Annotated in this window: 13 protein-coding genes; 5 read left to right on the top strand and 8 right to left on the bottom strand. The window is 65.2% G+C overall.

Annotation, left to right across the window (positions count from 1 at the left end; all coding sequences use genetic code 11):
• Positions 1-29: 29 nt before the first annotated feature.
• From ASD45_RS18905 to ASD45_RS18895, 3 genes are all read right to left on the bottom strand, one after another.
• The gene (locus ASD45_RS18905) at positions 30-905 is read right to left on the bottom strand and encodes a F0F1 ATP synthase subunit gamma (protein ID WP_056913226.1); all 876 of its coding nucleotides are present in this window, start codon (positions 903-905) and stop codon (positions 30-32) included.
• Positions 906-991: 86 nt separating this feature from the next.
• Positions 992-2,518: a F0F1 ATP synthase subunit alpha gene (gene atpA, locus ASD45_RS18900; RefSeq protein ID WP_056913225.1), complete on the bottom strand. Its 1,527-nt coding sequence runs from the start codon at positions 2,516-2,518 to the stop codon at positions 992-994.
• Entirely contained in the window at positions 2,518-3,081 is a 564-nt protein-coding gene (locus ASD45_RS18895) for a F0F1 ATP synthase subunit delta (protein WP_056913224.1), read from the bottom strand. The genes atpA and ASD45_RS18895 overlap by 1 nt, the downstream gene beginning before the upstream one ends.
• Before the next feature lie 363 nt (positions 3,082-3,444).
• Here ASD45_RS18895 and ASD45_RS18890 point away from each other — a divergent pair, with 363 nt between their 5' ends.
• The 3 genes from ASD45_RS18890 to ASD45_RS18880 all read left to right on the top strand — a co-directional run bounded on the left by ASD45_RS18890 (position 3,445) and on the right by ASD45_RS18880 (position 7,261).
• The gene (locus tag ASD45_RS18890) at positions 3,445-5,118 is read left to right on the top strand and encodes a SulP family inorganic anion transporter (protein WP_056913223.1); all 1,674 of its coding nucleotides are present in this window, start codon (positions 3,445-3,447) and stop codon (positions 5,116-5,118) included.
• Positions 5,119-5,345: 227 nt separating this feature from the next.
• Positions 5,346-6,200, top strand: a complete 855-nt coding sequence (locus tag ASD45_RS18885) for an EamA family transporter (protein WP_056913222.1) — start codon at positions 5,346-5,348, stop codon at positions 6,198-6,200.
• 50 nt (positions 6,201-6,250) lie between these two features.
• Complete coding sequence (locus ASD45_RS18880; RefSeq protein ID WP_056913221.1) at positions 6,251-7,261, top strand: aldo/keto reductase; 1,011 nt, start codon at positions 6,251-6,253, stop codon at positions 7,259-7,261.
• Here the strand turns inward: ASD45_RS18880 and ASD45_RS18875 are convergent.
• Entirely contained in the window at positions 7,258-9,435 is a 2,178-nt protein-coding gene (locus ASD45_RS18875; RefSeq protein WP_056913220.1) for a primosomal protein N', read from the bottom strand. The genes ASD45_RS18880 and ASD45_RS18875 overlap by 4 nt on opposite strands.
• A gap of 71 nt (positions 9,436-9,506) precedes the next feature.
• On the opposite strand from ASD45_RS18875, the gene ASD45_RS18870 reads away from it, so the two are divergent.
• Positions 9,507-10,442, top strand: coding sequence for a tyrosine recombinase XerC (locus ASD45_RS18870; RefSeq protein WP_348271244.1), 936 nt, complete (start codon positions 9,507-9,509; stop codon positions 10,440-10,442).
• A gap of 81 nt (positions 10,443-10,523) precedes the next feature.
• The gene (locus ASD45_RS18865; protein WP_056913218.1) at positions 10,524-11,141 is read left to right on the top strand and encodes a DUF4337 domain-containing protein; all 618 of its coding nucleotides are present in this window, start codon (positions 10,524-10,526) and stop codon (positions 11,139-11,141) included.
• A gap of 3 nt (positions 11,142-11,144) precedes the next feature.
• On the opposite strand, the gene ASD45_RS18860 is transcribed toward ASD45_RS18865, so the two are convergent.
• The 4 genes from ASD45_RS18860 to ASD45_RS18845 form a co-directional block, all read right to left on the bottom strand.
• Positions 11,145-11,663: a hypothetical protein gene (locus tag ASD45_RS18860; RefSeq protein ID WP_056913217.1), complete on the bottom strand. Its 519-nt coding sequence runs from the start codon at positions 11,661-11,663 to the stop codon at positions 11,145-11,147.
• Positions 11,664-11,743: 80 nt separating this feature from the next.
• A complete protein-coding gene (lpdA, locus tag ASD45_RS18855; RefSeq protein ID WP_200949757.1) occupies positions 11,744-13,150 on the bottom strand; it encodes a dihydrolipoyl dehydrogenase in 1,407 nt (468 codons plus the stop codon).
• Between the two features lie 137 nt (positions 13,151-13,287).
• Positions 13,288-14,562, bottom strand: a complete 1,275-nt coding sequence (gene odhB, locus ASD45_RS18850; RefSeq protein ID WP_056913215.1) for a 2-oxoglutarate dehydrogenase complex dihydrolipoyllysine-residue succinyltransferase — start codon at positions 14,560-14,562, stop codon at positions 13,288-13,290.
• Positions 14,563-14,696: 134 nt separating this feature from the next.
• Positions 14,697-17,654, bottom strand: coding sequence for a 2-oxoglutarate dehydrogenase E1 component (locus ASD45_RS18845; RefSeq protein ID WP_056913214.1), 2,958 nt, complete (start codon positions 17,652-17,654; stop codon positions 14,697-14,699).
• Positions 17,655-17,863 lie beyond the last annotated feature (209 nt).

The raw sequence follows: 17,863 nt of genomic DNA, 5'->3' as shown, positions 1-17,863 counted from the left end.
GGTCCTCTTACTCTCTAATTTTTTCGCGCTTAGAGCGCTTCCGCGCCGGAGATGATCTCGATGAGTTCCTTCGTGATCATCGCCTGACGCGTACGGTTGTAGGTAATGGTCTGCTTGCGGATCATGTCGCCGGCGTTGCGGGTTGCGTTGTCCATCGCCGACATCTGAGCGCCGTAGAACGAAGCGTTGTTCTCGAGCAGCGCGCGGAAAATCTGGGTCGCCACGTAGCGCGGCAACAGGTCGCCGAGGATTTCCTCTTCCTCCGGCTCGTAGTCGTAGGACGCCGCGGCGGCCGCGGGTTTGCTGCCGTCGAACTTCGGCGGGATGATCTGCTGCGCGGTCGGCACCTGCGAGATCACCGACTTGAACTGCGCGTAGAACAACGTCGCGATGTCGAATTCGCCGGCGGCGAACATCGCCAGCACCTTGTCGGCGATCTGCGAAGCATTGGCGTAGCCGAGCACACGCACGCCGCGCAGCTCGAGACGATCGACGATCAGCTTCTCGTAGTTGCGGCGGAGCTGCTCGTTGCCCTTCTTGCCGACGGTCAGAATCTTGACCTGCTTGCCTTCGGAGACGAGCCGGTTGATGTGCTCGCGCGCCAGACGCACGATCGACGAGTTGAACGCGCCAGCCAGGCCGCGCTCGCCGGTCGCCACGATCAGCAGGTGAACGCTATCGGAACCGGTACCGGCCAGCAGCTTCGGCGCGCCGTCGGCGCCGGCCATGCCGGCAGCGATGTTGCCGAGCGCCAGATCCATACGCTCGGCGTAGGGCCGCGCGGCTTCGGCCGCCGCCTGCGCGCGGCGCAGCTTCGACGCCGCGACCATCTGCATGGCCTTGGTGATCTTCTGCGTCGCCTTTGTCGCGGCGATGCGAACGCGCATGTCCTTGAGTGACGCCATGTCTTCTCAGTCGCCCTCTGGGGGTCTCAAATCACAAATCGGCAAGGCGTGATGGCCGGGCTAGTCCGGCCATCACGAATGTGCGCTTAAGCGAAGCTGCCCGCGAACTTCTCGACCTGCTCTCTCAGCTTCTTCTCGGTATCCGAGGAGAGGTCGTTGGTCTTGCGGATGTCGTCGAGGATGGTCTTCTCGTTGCGCAGCAGCGACAGAAGCCCCTGCTCGAACTTGCCGACCTTCGCGACCTCGATCTTGTCGAGATAGCCGTTGGTGCCGGCCCAGATCACGACGACCTGCTCTTCCATCTTCAGCGGCGAGAACTGCGCCTGCTTGAGGAGCTCGGTCAGGCGCGAACCGCGGGCGAGCAGACGCTGCGTGGTGGCGTCGAGATCGGAGCCGAACTGCGCGAAAGCCGCCATTTCGCGGTACTGCGCGAGCTCACCCTTGATCTTGCCGGCGACTTTTTTCATCGCCTTGGTCTGCGCCGACGAACCGACGCGCGACACCGACAGACCGACGTTCACCGCGGGACGGATGCCCTGATAGAACAGATCGGTCTCGAGGAAGATCTGACCGTCGGTGATCGAAATCACGTTGGTCGGAATGTAGGCCGACACGTCGTTGGCCTGGGTTTCGATGACCGGCAATGCGGTCAGCGAGCCCGCGCCCTTCGAGTCGTTCATCTTCGCCGCGCGCTCGAGCAGGCGCGAGTGGAGATAGAACACGTCGCCCGGGTAAGCTTCGCGGCCCGGCGGGCGGCGCAGCAGCAGCGACATCTGGCGATAGGCGACGGCCTGCTTCGACAGATCGTCATAGATGATCACGGCGTGCATGCCGTTGTCGCGGAAGTACTCGCCCATGGTGCAGCCGGCGAATGGCGCCAGGAACTGCATCGGCGCCGGATCTGACGCGGTGGCGGCGATGACGATCGAGTATTCCAGCGCGCCCTGCTCTTCGAGCACCTTGACGAACTGGGCGACGGTCGAACGCTTCTGGCCGACCGCGACGTAGACGCAGTACAGCTTGATCTTCTCGTCCGGCTGCGCGTTGAGCGGCTTCTGGTTGAGGATGGTGTCGAGCGCGATCGCGGTCTTGCCGGTCTGGCGGTCGCCGATGATCAGTTCGCGCTGGCCGCGGCCGATCGGGATCAGCGCGTCGATGGCCTTGAGGCCGGTTGCCATCGGCTCGTGCACCGACTTGCGCGGAATGATGCCGGGCGCCTTGACGTCCACCTGCTTGCGCACATCGGCCTTGATCGGGCCCTTGCCGTCGATCGGGTTGCCGAGCGCGTCGACGACGCGGCCGAGCAGACCCTTGCCGACCGGCACGTCGACGATGGCGCCGGTACGCTTGACGGTCTGGCCTTCCTTGATCTCGCGGTCGGAGCCGAAAATAACGATACCGACGTTGTCGCTTTCGAGGTTCAGCGCCATGCCGCGCGTGCCGTTCTCGAACTCGACCATTTCGCCCGCCTGGACGTTGTCGAGGCCGTAGACGCGGGCGATACCGTCACCGACGGACAACACCTGGCCGACTTCGGAAACTTCGGCTTCCTGGCCGAAGTTCTTGATCTGCTCTTTGAGAATGTTCGAAATTTCTGCGGCGCGGATATCCATCAGCGTGCCTCTTTCATCGCAATTTTGATCGAATTGAGTTTGGTGCGGAGGGACGTGTCGACCATACGGCTGCCGACCTTCACAATCAGCCCGCCGATGATGGCCGGGTCGATCTTGACGTCCATGTCGATGTCCTTGCCGCCCGTGACCGACTTGAGAGCGCCCTTGAGCGCCTCTTTGTTCGCGTCATTGAGCGGCTCGGCAACGGTGATCTGCGCCACCACCTCGCCCTTGTGCTGGGCGACCAGCGCGCGATAGGCGCGGATCATGTCGCGCACTGCAAACAGCCGGCGGTTGGTGGTGATGACGCGGAGAAAATTGACGGTGATGGCGTTGAGCCCGGCCTTGGCGAGAATGGCGCTGAGCGCCTTGAGCTGTTCGTCGGCGCCGAAAACGGGGCTGCGCACCAGCCGGTTGAGATCGGACGATTCGGCAATCAGCGCATCGAATTTTTCGAGGTCCTGCTTCACCGCATCGGTGGCTTTTTCCTCGAGCGCCAGCTCGAACAGGGCCCCGGCATAGCGGCCCGCCATTCCTGAAACTAGGTGTTCTTCGCCCGCCACTTTGAACGCTCTTTCTTGTGACTTTGAACAGGTCACGCGCCACCGCCGATGCGGCGGCACAAACCATTGGAATTCAAGAGGGAATTCCGATCCCGGCGGCGCTCAGCCAAGCCCCGTGGGCGCCCCTCGGAAATCGAGGGGGTAGCTAACACAGCGGCCGGAGCGGCGCAACACGGCGCGCCATGTTTGGACCGTTTCACGGCTGCGGCGAAAGCGACCGAGGCTTCGCGCGGCACCAGAGGAGAAAAAACCTGCCGATATCGCGCTGCCGTGCCGAAGCGGCGGCCGGCGACTAAGGGAAATCTCGGAGTTGCGGCAGGCGAGTTCCCGGCGCGATGGTGTCGTTTTACGCCAGAGCCGCCCATGTCTTCCCAGCCGCCCGTCTTTGCGCCGCCGACCTTCGTCGAACTGTTCACTCCCAAGCTCGTCACCGTGTTCCGCGAGGGCTATGGCTGGCGCGACCTGCGCGCCGACGCCATTGCCGGCCTCACGGTCGCCGTGGTGGCGCTGCCGCTGTCGATGGCCATCGCCATCGCCTCCGGGGTATCGCCGGAACGCGGGCTCTACACCGCCATTGCCGGCGGTTTCATCGTTTCGCTGATCGGCGGCAGCCGCTTCCAGATCGGCGGCCCGGCGGGCGCCTTCATCGGCCTGGTGGCCTCGGTGGTCGAACGTCATGGCTACGACGGCCTGGCGCTGGCCACGATCGTCGCCGGTCTCATCCTGATCGTGGTCGCGCTGCTCCGGCTCGGCACCTACATCAAATACATCCCGTTGCCGGTGACGGTCGGCTTTACCGCCGGCATCGCCGTGATCATCGCGGCGAGCCAGGTGCGCGAGGTGCTCGGCCTCGACATCGCGCACGAACCGTCGGCGCTGGTGCCCAAGGTCGAGGCGATCGCCGCGGCACTCTCGACCATTAGCTGGCAGACGCTCGGCATTGCCGCCCTGTCCCTCGCCATCATCCTGGTGCTGCGCCGCTACCGGCCGCGCTGGCCTGGCTTCCTGATCGCCATCGCGGTTGCCGGTGCGATCTGCTTTGCCTTCCATCTCGACGTCGCCACCGTCGCCTCGCGCTTCGGCGCGGTGCCGCGATCGCTGCCGGCGCCGTCGTTGCCGCCGTTCAGCCTCGAGAAGCTGCAGGCGGTGCTGCCCGACGCCTTCACCATCGCCCTGCTCTGCGCCATCGAATCGCTGTTGTCCGCCGTGGTCGCCGACGGCATGAGCGGCCGCCGCCATCGCTCGAACGCCGAACTCGGCGCTCAGGGCATTGCCAGCATCACCTCGGTCATCTTCGGCGGCATCTGCGTTACCGGCACGGTGGCGCGGACCGCGACCAACGTCCGCTCCGGCGCGCGCGGGCCGATCTCCGGCATCTTCCATTGCGGATATCTGCTGCTGTTCCTCGCCGTCGCCGCGCCGCTGGTCGGCTATATTCCACTCGCCGCGCTCGGCGCCGTGCTGATCATCGTTTCCTGGAACATGGCGGAGAAGGAAGAGTTCTGGTCGCTGGTCCGCACCTCGCGTGGCGACGCCGCCGTGCTGCTGGCAACCTTCCTGCTCACCATCTTCGTCGACCTCACCACCGGCATCGCCGTCGGGGTGGTGATGGGCGCGCTGATGTTCCTGCACCGCATGGCCGAATCGGTCGATGTGCAGGCCGGCGGCCTTGAAGACGTCGCCGACAGCGTGGACCAGGCCAAATACGACGCCGAGCAGGCGAGCAGCCGCGACGTCATGGTCTATCGCATCACCGGCGCCTTCTTTTTCGGCGCCACCGCGCAGGTGCTGATGACGCTGGAACGCATCGGCCGGCCGGCGAAGCTTCTGATTCTCGATTTCTCCGACGTGCCTTTGATCGACACCACGGCGGCGCGCTCGCTCCATGCCTTCGCCAAGAAACTCGATCGCGCCGGCACCAAGGTGAGCATCGCCGCGGCCAAGCAGAACGTGCGGCACGAACTCACCGCCTCGGGGCTCAAGCCGCCGCTGGTGACATACGCCGCCAGCGTCGCCGCGGCGCGCGCGGCGCATTGAGCCCGGTCCTTGCTGGTACGATAGTCGAATACGCGAAATCGGCGGGCTGTCCTGCGCCGGACGCGGCGCGTGGGGCCTTTCCCGACCGATGTGGCTCACTATCTCACGGGTTCACGTCAAGGCCGCGACCACGGCCGAAAATCCCATGGAAACGTCTGCCTGAACGCCTGCGCAAGCCGGCTCGCCTTGCGCGCGTTAAAGCGTTTCTGGAATCCGGAATCCGGCCTATGAATCCGAAGCTGTCCGCTGCACTGGCCGCCGCCATCTGGGGCACAACCTACATTTTCGTCAGCGTGGTGCTGCCGCACAATCCGATCTTCACGGCCGCGGTGCGCGCGCTGGGCGGCGGATTGCCTCTCCTGCTGCTATACAACGAGGTGCCGCCGCGCGACTGGTGGGGCAAGGTGGCGGTGCTCGGCACGCTGAATTGCGGCATCGTCTTCGCCTTCCTGTTCATCGCCGCGGAGCGGCTGCCTGGTGGCGTGGCCGGCACGCTGCAATCGCTTGGACCCATCATCACTGTGCTGATCGCCTGGCCGCTGCTCGGCGAACGGCCGACCTGGCTGCGCCTCGCCAGCGTCGTGCTCGGCTCGATCGGCATCATGATCCTCCTGACCAGCGGCAAGATCGTACTCGACGGCGTCGGCGCGGTAGCGGGCCTCATTGCGGCGGTGTCGCTGGCGCTCGGCGGCGTGCTGCTCAACCGTTGGGGTCGGCCCATTCCGCTGCTTGAATTCACCGCCCGGCAACTCGTCATCGGCGGCGTCGAATTGGCCGTGCTGGCGGCGATCCTCGGCGACGTGCCCTCGTCGCTCAGCCTCGCGAGCATCGGCGGCTATGTGTATGTGGCGCTGATCGGCACTTCGATCGCTTACGCGCTATGGTTCCACGGCATCGAAAAAGCCGGCGCGCCCGCAGTGGCGCCATTCTTCCTGCTCATTCCGATGGTGGCCTTCGCACTCGATGCGGCGGTGCGCGGCTTCGTGCCGACAGGCGTGCAGGCGCTCGGCGCGGTGATCGTGATCGGCAGCCTGATCGTCAACCAGAGCGCCGGCAAGCGACGGGCCGCCGTCGCGCGGTAGCGGCCGACGGCCCGGAAATTACGGGGGCGACGCGTCACTGGAGAAACGTCATGCCAATAACACGCGAAACCATCGCCATCCCCGGCACCGATCTCAAACCGTCGCGGGTTGCGCTCGGCACCTGGGCCATCGGCGGATGGATGTGGGGCGGCAGTGACGATGCCCTATCGATCCGCACCATCCAGTCCGCCGTCGATCGCGGCATCACGTTGATCGACACCGCGCCGGTTTACGGGTTCGGTCATTCGGAGGAGATCGTCGGCAAGGCTCTGGCCGAGGGCGGACGCCGGCACAAGGCGGTGATCGCCACCAAGGTCGCGCTCGCCTGGACTGCGGACGAAAAAGTGTACCGCGACGCCAGCCGCGCCCGCATCATGACGGAGATCGACGACTCGCTGCGCCGGCTCAAGACCGACGTCATCGATCTTTATCAGGTGCATTGGCCCGATCCGAACATACCGGTCGAGGAAACGGCGGCGGCGCTTGCCGCGCTGCTGAAAGCGGGAAAGATTCGCGCGATCGGCGTCAGCAATTTCTCGACGGCGCAGATGGACGCGTTCCGCAAGATAGCGCCGCTGCACGCCGATCAGCCGCCTTACAATCTGTTCGAGCGCGGCGCCGAACGCGATGTGCTGCCCTACACTACACGCAACAAGATGATCGCGCTGGCCTACGGGCCGCTGTGCCGCGGCCTGCTCGCCGGCAAAATGACGGCCGCCAGCCAATTCCCGGCCGACGATCTGCGCAGCGCCGATCCGAAATTTTCCTCGCCCCGGTTCGAGCAGTATCTTCAGGCGGTGAAGCAGCTCGATCGGTTCGCGCAAGCCAATTACGGCAAGTCCGTTCTGCATCTTGCCGTGCGCTGGATCCTCGACAAGCAACCGAACAGCATCGCTCTGTGGGGCGCGCGCAAGCCGGAACAGCTCGACGCCGTCGACGAGGCTTACGGCTGGACGCTGGACGCGGCGGCACTTGCAGAGATCGACAAGATTCTCGCCGCCACCATCGCCGATCCGATTGGCCCCGAATTCATGGCGCCGCCGGAGCGCTCGGCGGCTTAATAAAAGCTCATCGGATCGACATCGACGTCCATCTTGACGCCGCCGCGCGTCTTCGGCGCGACGGCGAGCCAGTCGCGCAGGTAAGCCGACAGATTGAACTCGCGCGGTGCCTTCACCAGCAGGCGGAAGCGATGACGGCCCCGCACGACCGCGATCGGCGCCTCGGCGGGACCGAGCACACGCACCGTTTCCTCGTAGGGCGCGCATTTCGCCAGCGCTTTGGCATAGCCTTCGGCGTCGTGACGGTTGTCGGCGGATATGACGATGCCCGCGAGTCGGCCGAACGGCGGATAACCTGACGACTCACGCAGCGCGATCTCGTTTTCGTAGAACGCCTCACGATCGCCGAGGATCAGCGCCTTCATCACCGGATGTTCGGGCTGGTGCGTCTGCAGAAAGCCGACGCCGCGATTGTCCTCGCGGCCGGCGCGGCCGACCACCTGATGCAGCAATTGGAAGGTACGCTCGGCGGCGCGCGGATCGCCATTACCAAGGCCGAGATCGGCATCGACGATGCCGACGAGATTGAGCTTCGGAAAATGATGGCCCTTCGCCACCAGTTGCGTGCCGACGATGATGTCGAATTTGCCGTCGGCGACGTCGTCCAGTTCCTGACGCAGCCGCTCCATCGACTCGACGAGGTCGCTCGACAGGATGAGGATGCGCTTGTCGGGAAACAGGTCGCCGGCTTCCTGTTCGAGCCGCTCGACACCGGGGCCGACCGCGGCGAAGCTCTCGGTGGCATGACAGTTCGGACATGCCTGAGGAGGCGGCATGTTGAAGCCGCAATGATGGCAGATCAGCCTTTTGCGAAAGCGGTGATCGACCAGCCAGGCATCGCAGTTCGGGCATTGCAGGCGGAAGCCGCAGGCGCGGCATAAGGTAAGTGGTGCGAAGCCGCGGCGGTTGAGAAACAGCAGCGCCTGGTCGCCGCGCTCCAGCGTATCCTTCACCGCCTCGGCGAGACGCGGCGCGATGAAGCGGCCGCGCGGCGGGCCTTCACGTGTCAGGTCGATGGCTTCGACATGCGGCAGGCTGGCGCCGCCGAACCGCTCCGGCAGATGCAGGCGGCGATAGCGGCCCTTGCGCGCATTGACTTCGGATTCGACCGACGGCGTCGCCGAGGCCAGCACGACCGGGATCTTGGCGATCGAGCCGCGCACCACGGCCATGTCGCGCGCGTTGTAGCGCGCGCCCTCTTCCTGCTTGTAGGCCTGCTCGTGCTCTTCGTCGACGATGATAAGCCCGAGATCGGCATAGGGAAGAAACAGCGCCGAGCGCGCGCCGACCACGACCGAGACTTCACCCTCGGCCACCGCCGCCCAGGTGCGGGCGCGCAGCCGCGGCGACAATTGCGAATGCCATTCGGCAGGCCGCACACCGAAGCGCTCGGTGAACCGATCGAGCGATTGACCCGTCAGCGCGATTTCCGGCATCAGGATCAAGGTCTGCCGGCCCTTGCGGATATTTTCGGCGACCGCTTCGAAATAGACTTCGGTCTTGCCCGAGCCGGTGACGCCATCGACCAGCGAAACGGTGTAGCCGCCCTGATCGACCGTGATGCGCAGCGCGTCCGCGGCGGCGAGCTGGCCGAGGGAGAATTCGGGTTTGCGAAAGTCAGGATCGGGCTGTCGCGTCACCTTCTCCGGCGGCAGCACCACGGTTTCCAAGGTGCCTTCATCGACCAGGCCGTCGATCACGCCGGTCGAGACGCCGGCTTCGCGCGCGGCCTCGCCCTTGACGCGGACCATGCCGTCCTCGAGCGCGCGCAGCACGCGCTGGCGGGCCACCGTCATGCGCTGCGGCGGCGGTCCGACAAGGCGCACGCCGACGCGCTCGCGCGCCGGGCCGAGGCCTTCGCCCATGCGCAGCGCCATGCGCAGCACCATGCCGCGCGACGACAGCGTGTAACCCGCGACCCAGTCGATGAAGGTGCGCAGTTCGCCCTTGAGCGGCGGCACGTCGATCTTCGCCGCGACGTCCTTCATCCGGTTGTGCAGGCCCGGCGCCGGGTTCGGGTTCTCGGCCCAGACCACGCCCATGGTTTCGCCGCGCGCGCCGAGCGGCACGGCGACGACGTCGCCGACCGCAAGCTCCATCCCTGCCGGCACGCGGTAGGAATAGGCCTGGTCGAGCGCCACCGGCACCAGAACATCGACGACGCGGGCTGCCATACAGAGGGTCTGGCCGATTCCGGCTCTTTAAGGAAGGGTAAGGAAGGGCTCCTACTCTGCCGTATATGGGTATGCCGCTCGCCATTTCCGCCGACGTCGCCGCCGAAATCGGCCGCTGGCGCGCCTATCTCGGCGCCGAGCGCCGCATGTCGCCGAAAACGCTGGAAGCCTATGAGCGCGATGTCGGCCAGTTCCTGAGCTTCCTCGCGGAGCATTTGGGCGGGCCGCCGACGCTGAAGACCCTGGCCAGGATCACCCCGGCCGATGTCCGCGCCTTCATGGCCGCGCGGCGCGCCGGCGGCGCCGGCAACCGCACCCTGATGCGCTCGCTGGCCGGCGCACGCTCCTTCGCCCGATTCCTCGAGCGCAACGGCAAGGGCAAGGTCGGCGCGCTCGCCGCCATCCGCGCGCCGAAGCTGGCCCGCACCTTGCCCAAGCCGCTGGCGGCCTCCGCCGCCAGGCAGATGACCGACATCGATCTGCGCGCCGGCGAGGACCGCGACACCTGGGTGCTGGCGCGCGATGCCGCGGTGCTGGCGCTGCTCTATGGCTCCGGCCTGCGCATCTCCGAGGCGCTCGGCCTCAAGCGCCGCGACGCCGACGGCAAGGACGCGCTCACCGTCACCGGCAAGGGCAACAAGACCCGCATGGTGCCGGTGCTGCCGCAGGTCAACAAGGCGATCGCCGATTACATCGCGCTGTGCCCGTACAAGCTGCAGCCGGACGGACCGCTGTTCGTCGGCGCGCGCGGCGGGCCGCTGTCGCCGCGCATCGTGCAACTGGCGATGGCGAGCTTGCGCGGCGCACTCGGCCTGCCCGACAGCGCGACGCCGCACGCGCTGCGCCATTCCTTCGCCACGCATCTCCTCGGCCGCGGCGGCGATCTGCGCTCGATCCAGGAACTGCTCGGCCACGCCTCGTTGTCGACGACGCAGATCTATACCGCCGTCGACACCGCGCGTTTATTGGAAGTTTATGCCAGCGCCCATCCGCGGGCGTCATCGTAATATCATCGTCGACAACGGCGCCGCGCCCTTGCGCGCCTGCCGGACTCCGCCCATCGTCCCCGCGCCAACCAGGGGACGACAATGGCCGGACCGCACGAAAACCTCGAACACGCCGAGCACGCCGAACACGCTCATCACGGCGGCAACAAGAAGATCGCGCTGCTGATTTCCGTGCTGGCGCTGTTTCTCGCCTTCACCGAAACGCTCGGCAAGGGCGCGCAGACCGAAAGCATCGGCCTCAACATCAAGGCGTCCGACACCTGGAATTTCTTCCAGGCAAAGACCATCCGCCAGACCGGCATCCGCACCGCGGCCGACAACCTCGCCGCCATCGCGCCGTCGATCGACAAGCCCGAGGTGAAGGCGGCGATGGAGAAGCAGATCGAGACCTGGCGTGCCACGGCGGCGCGTTATGAGTCCGATCCGAAGGAAAAGGATGGCCGCAAGGAATTGCGCGAGCAGGCCGAGCATTTTGAACATCAGCGCGATTATCAGCTTGCGCGCTACCACCAGTTCGAACTCGGCTCGGCGGCGTTCCAGATCGGCATCGTGCTGGCGTCGGCCGAGGTCATCACCGGCATGGCCGTGCTTGGCTGGCTCGCCGGCCTGTCCGGCGTAATCGGCCTGGTGTTCAGCCTGTTCGGACTATGGGCGCCGCACGCGCTGGATTTCCTGCTGCACGCCAGCGCCGCGCACTGAGCGTCAGGCGGCGCGGCGCCGCAGCCGCTTCAGCCAGCGCAGGATGCCGCCGCGCTCGGATGTGAACCGCGCGGTGATCTCTTTCATCCGCAATCGTACCGGCTCGGTGATCGCGTGCGCCCAGGCGCGCACGCGCAGCAGCCACTCATACAGCGCGCGAAACCACGCCATCTGCAGCAGCTTGTGGCGCGTCGCGTCGAAGATGAAGGCGGTGACGCCGACGCCGATCAGCTTGGCCGCGACAATGACGGCCGCGGCCGCAAACCAGCGGTGCGTGGCGAGACAATAGACTTCGAGGAATTTCAGCGGCAGCAGGACGAGACCCAGCGTCACGACGAAGACGATCAAGGTCGCCCAGGGCGGCAGTCGCTCGATCGCCTGCGCCAGCCGCCGCTTGAACGCCGCCCAGGGGATAAAGCTGATGATCCGCGCGACCACCGGCGACAGATGGTCCCACAGCCATGCTTCCAGCAGGAAAAGCAGGGCCAGCAGAATCCAGAGGGGACGGAGCCAGCGGCGCATCCGCAATAGATAAGGCCGCGCGCCGCGGAAAATAAGGCGGGCGGGCGCCCTCTCCCCGTTTGGCGGGAGAGGGAAGCGCGTCACATATGAATCGAGCGCTTGGCGACCGCCATGGCCGCTTCCTTGACCGCCTCAGGCAAGGTCGGATGCGCGTGGCAGGTGCGGGCGATGTCTTCCGCCGCACCGCCGAACTCCATGACGATGGCCGCTTCGGCGATCATGTTACCGGCGTCGGAGCCAATAATGTGGACGCCGAGCACGCGGTCGGTCTTGGCGTCGGCGATGACCTTGACGAAGCCGTCGGTCTGCTGGTTAGCCTTGGCGCGGCCGTTCGCGGTGAACGGAAACTTGCCGACGTTGTAGGCAATGCCGGCGGCCTTGAGTTCTTCCTCGCCTTTGCCGACCGAGGCGATCTCCGGCATCGTATAAACAACGGCCGGGATGACGTCGTAGTTCACATGGCCGGCCTGGCCGACCAGCATTTCCGCGACAGCGACACCTTCGTCTTCGGCCTTGTGCGCCAGCATCGGCCCGGTGATGACGTCGCCGATCGCCCAGATACCCGGCACGCTGGTGGCGTAATAGTGATCGGTGACGACGCGGCCTCGCTCGTCCATCTTCACGCCGAGCTCTTTCAGACCGAGACCATCGGTATAGGGCACACGGCCGGTAGAGACGAGCACGACATCGGCCTCGATCGTCTCGGCCTTGCCCTCGCCCTTCGCCGGCTCGACAGTCGCCTTCAGGGTCTTGCCCGATGAATCGACCGCGGTGACCTTCGACGACAGCTTGAAAGTGATGCCCTGCTTTTCCAGCAGACGCTGCGACTGCTTGCGCACTTCGCCGTCCATGCCGGGCAGGATGCCGTCGAGGAATTCGACCACCGTGACCTTGGCGCCGAGGCGGCGCCAGACCGAGCCGAGCTCGAGGCCGATGACGCCGGCGCCGATCACCAGCAGATTCTTCGGCACCTCCGGCAGCGACAGCGCGCCGGTGGACGACACGATGCGCTTCTCGTCGATGTCGATGCCGCGCAGCTTGGCGACGTCGGAGCCGGTGGCGATGACGATGGATTTAGTCTCCAGCGTCGTCACCTTGCCGTCGGCGGCCTTCACCTCGACCTTGCCCGGCGCGGCGATGCGGCCGAAGCCGTAATGCGTGTCGATCTTGTTCTTCTTGAACAGGAAGTCGACGCCCTTGACGTTGCCGTCGATGGCGTCCTGCTTGAACTTGAGCATGGTCTTGAGATCAAGCTTGGGCGCAGGAACGCCGATGCCCATCTTGGCGAAGGAATGCCCGGCTTCCTCGAACAGTTCGGAGGCGTGCAGCAGCGCCTTCGACGGAATGCAGCCGATGTTAAGGCAGGTGCCGCCGAGAGTCTTTTCCTTTTCGACGACCGCGGTCTTGAGACCGAGTTGTGCCGCGCGAATGGCGCAGACATAGCCGCCGGGGCCGGAACCGATGACGATAAGATCGTAGGACATAATGGACCTGTCTATATTTCGTTTATCCGCGTTATTCGGCCTCATGGTGAGGAGCCGCGCAAAGCGCGGCGTCTCAAACCATGTGGCCGCCTCGTCCTTCGAGATGCCCGCCTTCGGCGGGCTCCTCAGGATGAGGCGGATTATAGATCCAGCATCAGCCTTGCCGGATCCTCGAGATTTTCCTTCACGCGCACCAGGAAGGTGACCGCCTCGCGGCCATCGACGATGCGGTGATCGTAGGACAGCGCCAGATACATCATCGGCCGCACTTCGATCTTGCCGCCGACCACCATCGGCCGCTCCTGGATCTTGTGCATGCCGAGAATGCCGGATTGCGGCGCGTTGAGGATCGGCGTCGACATCAGCGAGCCATAGACGCCGCCATTGGTGATGGTGAAGGTGCCGCCCTGCATCTCGTCGATCTTGAGCTGACCGTCGCGGGCGCGCTTGCCGAAATCGTTGATCTTCTTCTCGACGCCAGCGAGCGACAGCATGTCGGCGTCGCGCACGACCGGCACGACGAGGCCCTTCTCGGTGCCGACGGCGATGCCGATGTGGTAGTAGTTCTTGTAAACGAGATCGGTGCCGTCGACTTCGGCGTTGACCGCCGGGATGTCCTTGAGCGCCGCGATGCAGGCCTTCACGAAGAAGCCCATGAAGCCGAGCTTGACGCCATGCTTCTTCTCGAACAGCTCCTTGTACTGATTGCGCATCGCCATCACCGTGGTCATGTCGACCTCGTTGAAGGTCGTCAGCATGGCGGCGGTGTTCTGCGCGTCCTTGAGACGGCGCGCGATGGTCTGGCGCAGCTTGGTCATGCGCACGCGCTCTTCGCGGCTCGCATCGTCCGGCGCCGAGGGCGCCCGCATCTGCACCGGCGCGGCGACGGGGGTCGGCTGCGCCGCGGCCTTTTCGATCGCCGCCATCATGTCGCCCTTGGTCACCTGACTGCGCAGGCCGGTGCCGGCGACCGTCGAGGGATCGACGCCGCTCTCGGCGGCCATCTTGCGCACTGACGGCGCCTGCGCGGTGTTGGCCGCGGCGGCCGGCATCTCGCGGAGCTGCGGCACTTCCGGTCCGGCGCCGATCGGCTTGGTCTTGTCCGACTTCTCGTCGGGCGCGCCGGTCGCCGATGCGGCCGGCTTGGTGGCTGTTGACGGCGTCGCCTTGGCGCCGGCGGCGCCGTCCTTGATCGAGCCTAGGATGGCGCCGACGCCGACGGTGTCGCCGTTCTTGGCCGCGATATCGCCGAGCACGCCGGCGGCGGGCGCCGGCACCTCCAGCGTGACCTTGTCGGTCTCGAGTTCGACAAGCGGCTCGTCGACAGCGACGGGATCGCCCGGCTGCTTGAACCATTTGCCGACGGTGGCTTCGGTCACCGATTCGCCGAGGGTGGGCACGCGGATGTCAGTCATGATTGTTTCTCTGCCTCAAAATGTTCTGCGTCATGACCGGGCTCGTCCCGGTCATCCACGTCTTCGTTCCGAACACCCGTCAAGACGTGGATGCCCGGCATAAGGCCGGGCATGACGGCGTGTGTATGGTCCTGTCAGCCCAGCGCCTCTTCGAGGAACTGCTTGAGCTGCGCGAGATGCTTCGACATCTGGCCGACCGCGGTCGAGGCCGAAGCGGGCCGTCCTGCATAGCGGGCGCGGCGGTGCTTGGCGTTGATCTGGTTCAGCACCCATTCCAGATAGATATCGACGAAGAACCAGGCGCCCATGTTGCGCGGCTCTTCCTGACACCAGACGATCTCCGCCTGCTTGAAGCGAGACAGCTCGGCGATCAGCGCCTTGGTCGGGAACGGATAGAGCTGCTCGACGCGCAGGAGATAGATGTCGTCGACGCCGCGCTTCTCGCGCTCGTCGTAAAGGTCGTAATAGACCTTGCCCGTGCAGAGCACGACGCGACGGATCTTGTCGTCGGCGACAAGCTTGATCTTCTCGCCCTGCAGAAACTGCGCGTCATCCCACAACAGGCGGTGGAACGAAGTGCCGGCGTCGAACTCGGCGAGCTTCGACACCGCGCGCTTGTGGCGCAGAAGCGACTTCGGCGTCATCAGGATCAGCGGCTTGCGGATCTCGCGCTTGAGCTGCCGGCGCAGGATGTGGAAGTAGTTCGCCGGCGTGGTGCAGTTGGCGACCTGCATGTTGTCTTCGGCGCACATCTGCAGGAAGCGCTCGAGACGCGCCGATGAATGCTCCGGGCCCTGACCTTCGTAGCCGTGGGGCAGCAGGCAGACGAGGCCGGACATGCGCAACCACTTGCGCTCGCCCGACGACAGGAACTGGTCGAACACCACCTGGGCGCCGTTGGCGAAGTCGCCGAACTGGGCTTCCCACAAGGTCAGCGCGTTCGGCTCGGCGGTCGAATAGCCGTATTCGAAACCGAGCACGGCCTCTTCCGACAGCATGGAGTTCAGCACTTCATACTTGGCCTGACCCTTGCCGAGATTGTTGAACGGCACGTAGCGCTTTTCGGTGTTCTGGTCGAACAGAACCGAGTGACGCTGCGAGAACGTGCCGCGCTCGGAATCCTGGCCGGACAGACGCACCGGGTTGCCTTCCTTGACCAGCGTGCAGAAGGCCAGCGCCTCGCCGGTCGCCCAGTCGATGCCCTCGCCGGTCTCGATCGCCTTGGCGCGATTGTCGAGGAATCGTTGCACCGTTTTGTGCACGTTGAAGTCGTCAGGAACGGTAGTGATCGCCTTGCCGATGGCGCGCAGTTCGTCGAGCGCGACGCCGGTATTGCCCTTGCGCGGGTCTTCGGCATCCTGCGCGGCCTTGAGACCGGACCAGCGGCCGTCGAGCCAGTCGGCCTTGTTCGGCTTGTAGCCCTGGCCCGCTTCGAATTCGGCGTCGAGGCGCGAGCGCCAGTCGGCCTTCATCTTGTCGATTTCGCCTTCGGTGACGACGCCTTCGGCGGTGAGCTTCTCGGCGTAGATTTCCAGCGTCGATTTGTGGCCGCGAATCTTGCGGTACATCACCGGCTGGGTGAAGGCCGGCTCGTCGCCTTCGTTGTGGCCGAAGCGGCGATAGCACCACATGTCGATCACGACCGGCTGCTGGAATTGCATCCGGTATTCGATCGCCACCTTGGCCGCGAAAACCACCGCTTCCGGATCGTCGCCGTTGACGTGCAGGATCAGCGCCTCGATCATCTTGGCGACGTCGGACGGATAGGGCGACGAGCGCGAGTAGCGCGGATAAGTCGTGAAGCCGATCTGGTTATTGACGATGAAATGGATCGAACCGCCGGTGCGGTAGCCCTTCAGTCCCGACAGGCCGAAGCATTCCGCCACGACGCCCTGGCCGGCGAAGGCCGCGTCGCCGTGCATCAGCAGCGGCAGCACGGCAGTGCGGTCGTCCGGCGGACAGCGATGCTGATCCTGCTTGGCGCGCACCTTGCCGAGCGTCACGGGATCGACGATCTCAAGGTGCGACGGATTCGGCGTCAGCGACAGATGCACCTTGTTGCTGTCGAACTCGCGATCCGACGAAGCACCGAGGTGATACTTGACGTCGCCGGAGCCTTCGACTTCGTCCGGAGTCGCCGAGCCGCCCTTGAATTCGTGGAACAGCACGCGGTGCGGCTTGCCCATCACCTGCGTGAGCACGTTGAGGCGGCCGCGATGCGGCATGCCAAGGACGATCTCCTTCACGCCGAGATTGCCGCCGCGCTTGATGATCTGCTCGAGCGCCGGGATCAGCGCTTCACCGCCGTCGAGGCCGAACCGCTTGGTGCCGGTGAACTTGACGTCGAGAAACTTCTCGAAGCCTTCGGCTTCGACCAGCTTGTTGAGGATGGCGCGCTTGCCTTCGCGGGTGAATTGGATTTCCTTGTCGCGTCCTTCGATGCGCTCCTGAATCCAGGCCTTCTGCGCCGCGTTCGAGATGTGCATGAACTCGATGCCGAGCGTCTGGCAGTAGGTCCGCCGCAGGATGGCGACGATCTCGCGCATCGACGCGAATTCGAGGCCGAGCACCTTGTCGAGGAAGATCTTGCGGTCGAGGTCGGCTTCGGTGAAGCCGTACGAAGCGGGCTGCAGTTCCTCCTCGTTCGGCTCTTCCTGGATGGCGAGCGGATCGAGCTTGGCATGGAAGTGGCCGCGAATCCGGTAGGCGCGGATCAGCATCAGCGCATGGATCGAGTCGCGCGTCGCCTGCATCACGTCGGCGTTGGACAGCTCGACGCCTTTGGCCTGCGCGGTCTTGGCGATCTTGTCGCCGATCTTCTTTTCGGTTTCGGCCCACTGCCCGTCGAGCGCGGCGACCAGGTCGCCGCTCGGCCGTACCGGCCAGTTCGGCTTCTTCCACGATGCGCCTTCGGCCGACTTCACCACATCGGCGCTGTTGTCCTTGAGCGCCTCGAAGAACGTCCGCCACTCGGCCTCGACCGAGCTCGGGTCTTTTTCGAACCGGGCCTGGAGGTCTTCGATATAGGCGGCGTTGCCGCCGTAGAGGAATGAGGTTTGGGCGAATGCGGCGTTGGCGTCTTGGCGAGACATGGTGACGAGGTCCTAGCGGCTCGATTCCGGCGCGGCGCGACGGCCGAGCAAATGGTTTTGGCGCATGAGCGTCGAAATTCGCGGCTCCTGCCCCCGGTTGGACGGGATCCGGCCTTTGCGATGCCTCGGCACAGGCGTTAGCCGCCCGCGTCGATGCGGCTCACTCTTAAACCCTTTTATGACGTAGTTAAGTCGAAAAAAGCGTAAGA

The organism is Pseudolabrys sp. Root1462, from assembly GCF_001426945.1.
In the GTDB taxonomy this organism is placed as follows: Bacteria; Pseudomonadota; Alphaproteobacteria; order Rhizobiales; family Xanthobacteraceae; genus Pseudolabrys.
The sequence above is the reverse complement of the archived record's forward strand: the minus strand, read 5'-3'. Positions and strand labels throughout refer to the sequence as shown.

Coding starts and splice junctions, on each gene's coding strand:
- ASD45_RS18890 (WP_056913223.1), top strand. CDS start 3,445: ATGTCTTCCCAGCCGCCCGTCTTTGCGCCGCCGACCTTCGTCGAACTG.
- ASD45_RS18905 (WP_056913226.1), bottom strand. CDS start 905: ATGGCGTCACTCAAGGACATGCGCGTTCGCATCGCCGCGACAAAGGCG.
- odhB (WP_056913215.1), bottom strand. CDS start 14,562: ATGACTGACATCCGCGTGCCCACCCTCGGCGAATCGGTGACCGAAGCC.
- ASD45_RS18880 (WP_056913221.1), top strand. CDS start 6,251: ATGCCAATAACACGCGAAACCATCGCCATCCCCGGCACCGATCTCAAA.
- ASD45_RS18875 (WP_056913220.1), bottom strand. CDS start 9,435: ATGGCAGCCCGCGTCGTCGATGTTCTGGTGCCGGTGGCGCTCGACCAG.
- ASD45_RS18885 (WP_056913222.1), top strand. CDS start 5,346: ATGAATCCGAAGCTGTCCGCTGCACTGGCCGCCGCCATCTGGGGCACA.
- ASD45_RS18845 (WP_056913214.1), bottom strand. CDS start 17,654: ATGTCTCGCCAAGACGCCAACGCCGCATTCGCCCAAACCTCATTCCTC.
- atpA (WP_056913225.1), bottom strand. CDS start 2,518: ATGGATATCCGCGCCGCAGAAATTTCGAACATTCTCAAAGAGCAGATC.
- ASD45_RS18865 (WP_056913218.1), top strand. CDS start 10,524: ATGGCCGGACCGCACGAAAACCTCGAACACGCCGAGCACGCCGAACAC.
- ASD45_RS18860 (WP_056913217.1), bottom strand. CDS start 11,663: ATGCGCCGCTGGCTCCGTCCCCTCTGGATTCTGCTGGCCCTGCTTTTC.
- ASD45_RS18870 (WP_348271244.1), top strand. CDS start 9,507: ATGCCGCTCGCCATTTCCGCCGACGTCGCCGCCGAAATCGGCCGCTGG.